Genomic DNA, 2,759 nt, shown 5'->3' on the forward strand with positions numbered 1-2,759 from the left:
GGCAGCTCCTACATTTGAAATGCGTTGCCCTGTAGGAGCTGCCGAAGGCTGCGATCTTTTGATCTTCAATGCTGTTCGATAATCGCCCAAAACCCGCTTTTCCCAATTGAATCCCAACATCCGCCCCCCGCACCATTCGCTTCACAAAACCAATAACAACAGGTTCGACACCATGCTCCCGCGCCCTGCCCCGTCCGGCTGATTGCCATCGTTTCACCCCTGAATACTTTCCAAGTCTGCACCCCGAAAACCGGCCGCAGCGCACCCGTTCGCCCTAAAAAAACAAGAGAGACCCAAGTCCATGACAGTTTTCCCTGTGCCCTACGCATTGCCCGCTGTGATCGCCCTGGCCATCGCCGGTCTGGCCCTGCCGGCAAGCGCCGAAGAAGGCGGCTTCGTTGAAGGCGCCAAGGTCAACCTCAACCTGCGCAACTTCTATATCAACCGCAACTTCACCAACCCGACCAAGGCCCAGGGCAAGGCTGAAGAGTGGACGCAGAGTTTCATCCTCGACGCCAAATCCGGCTTCACCCAAGGCACCGTCGGTTTCGGCATGGACGTACTCGGGCTGTATTCGGTCAAGCTCGATGGCGGTAGAGGCACGGGCGGTACGCAGTTGTTGCCGCTGGACCATGACGGGCGCCCGGCGGACAACTTTGGCCGCACCAACGTCGCGTTCAAGGCCAGACTTTCGCAGACCGAGGTCAAGGTCGGCGAGTGGATGCCGGTATTGCCGATTCTGCGTTCGGACGACGGTCGCTCGCTGCCGCAAACCTTCCGTGGCGGCCAGATCACCTCCAAGGAAATCGCCGGCCTGACCCTCTATGGCGGCCAGTTCCGCGCCAACAGCCCGCGCGACGACAGCAGCATGAGCGACATGTCGATGACCGGCAAAGCCGCGTTCACCTCTGATCGTTTCAACTTCCAGGGCGGCGAATACCTGTTCAACGACAAGCGCACGCAGATCGGCCTGTGGAACGCGCAGCTCAAGGACATCTACAGCCAGCAGTACCTCAACGTGCTGCACAGTCAGCCGCTCGGCGACTGGACGCTGGGCGCCAACCTCGGCTTTTTCTACGGCAAGGAAGATGGCAGCGCGCGTGCCGGCGACCTGGACAACAAGACCTGGTACGGCATGTTTTCGGCCAAGTACGGCGGCAACACGTTCTACCTCGGCCTGCAGAAACTGACCGGCGACAGCGCCTGGATGCGCGTCAACGGCACCAGCGGCGGCACCTTGGCCAACGACAGCTACAACGCCAGTTATGACAACGCTCAGGAACGCTCCTGGCAGCTGCGCCACGACTACAACTTCGCCGCCATGGGCATCCCCGGCCTGACCCTGATGAACCGCTACATCAGCGGCGACAACGTGCACACCGGGACAATCACCGACGGCAAGGAATGGGGTCGCGAATCGGAACTGGGTTACACGGTGCAGAGCGGCACTTTGAAGGATTTGAACGTCAGATGGCGCAACTCGACCATGCGCCGCGACTTCAGCAACAACGAGTTCGATGAAAATCGCCTGATCGTCAGCTACCCGATCAGCCTGCTTTGACCACCGATCATGTGTAGGAGCTGCCGAAGGCTGCGATCTTTTGATTTTGATTTCTTAACCACAAGATCAAAAGATCGCAGCCTGCGGCAGCTCCTGCATGAGGGATTTGTGCCATTGGTCAGGCCATGTAGCGCTTTTGCGGGCGACAGTTACAGTGAGCAAACCTGAAGGACTCAGGTGCTCCAACCCTTCACGCTTCCGTTTCGTAGTCGGTCTCCAGCTGTGCACCAGGTTGTCATCGGAAGACACCATCTGATCACCGGAGGATCACCTCATGATCACGCGCCGCACCACTGCATCCGATTGGGACGCCAAGGCGTACCAACAGTTTTCCCGTCTCAGACAACGTCCGGTCAACGAATTGCTCGACCGTATCGACCTGCAAAACCCCCAACGCATTTACGATCTGGGCTGCGGCACCGGCATCGCTACGCAGTTGCTGGCCAAGCGTTGGCCGCGTGCGCATTTGCAGGGCATCGACAGCTCGGCGCAGATGCTCAACGAGGCCCGAAGCCTGCCGATCAAGGCCTTGTGGAAACAATCTGATCTGCTGGACTGGCAGCCTGAGCAACCGGCGGATCTGTTGTTCGCCGCCGCTGTGCTGCATTTTCTCGATGACCACGAAACCTTGCTGCCGCGCCTGCTCGGCTATTTGAATCCTGGCGGCTGCCTCGCAGCGCACATGCCGGATTGGCGCGATGCGTTGTGGTATCGGTTGATGCTGCAAACGTTGGAGGACGCCGGCCCCGGGGGCGCACCATTGGGCACACCGGAACTGCGCCGGCGCATGGCCGCGCGGCCGCTACTGACGCTGGAGGACTACTACCGTCTGCTCGCGCCAATGACCGCATCGCTGGACATTTGGGAGACCGAACAACTGCAAGTGGTCGACGGCAAATCGCCGGTGTATGACTGGATCAAGGTCTCGGCGTTAAGACCAGTCATGCAGGCGCTGGATTCAGCGCAGCAGGCGCGATTCATCTATCACTACCTGATGCGGGTGCATGAGCATTATCCGCAAGAGGAGGATGGGCATACGTTGTTTGCGTTCAAGCGGATATTCATTGTCGCCCGGGTTTGAGTGCATGTGCTGATTAACACATCACGGCGTCTGCCGCTTTCGCGAGCAAGCTCGCTCCCACATTTGTTTTGTGATCGACACAACTCCAATGTGGGAGCGAGCTTGCTCGCGAAGGCG

Annotated in this window: 3 protein-coding genes; 2 read left to right on the forward strand and 1 reads right to left on the reverse strand. The window is 59.2% G+C overall.

Going from position 1 to position 2,759, the window contains the following annotated elements:
• Positions 1-217 (reverse strand): hypothetical protein (locus F8N49_RS28120; protein WP_218574933.1); only part of this gene is annotated, 217 nt, incomplete at its 3' end.
• Between the two features lie 84 nt (positions 218-301).
• Between F8N49_RS28120 and F8N49_RS27075 the strand changes: the two genes are divergently transcribed.
• Both F8N49_RS27075 and F8N49_RS27080 read left to right on the forward strand, forming a co-directional pair.
• Positions 302-1,561, forward strand: a complete 1,260-nt coding sequence (locus F8N49_RS27075; protein ID WP_151553261.1) for an OprD family porin — start codon at positions 302-304, stop codon at positions 1,559-1,561.
• Between the two features lie 274 nt (positions 1,562-1,835).
• Complete coding sequence (locus F8N49_RS27080) at positions 1,836-2,642, forward strand: methyltransferase domain-containing protein (RefSeq protein WP_151553262.1); 807 nt, start codon at positions 1,836-1,838, stop codon at positions 2,640-2,642.
• Positions 2,643-2,759: the final 117 nt, after the last annotated feature.

This window comes from Pseudomonas sp. GXM4, assembly GCF_008923895.1.
Classification (GTDB): Bacteria; Pseudomonadota; Gammaproteobacteria; order Pseudomonadales; family Pseudomonadaceae; genus Aquipseudomonas; species Aquipseudomonas atacamensis.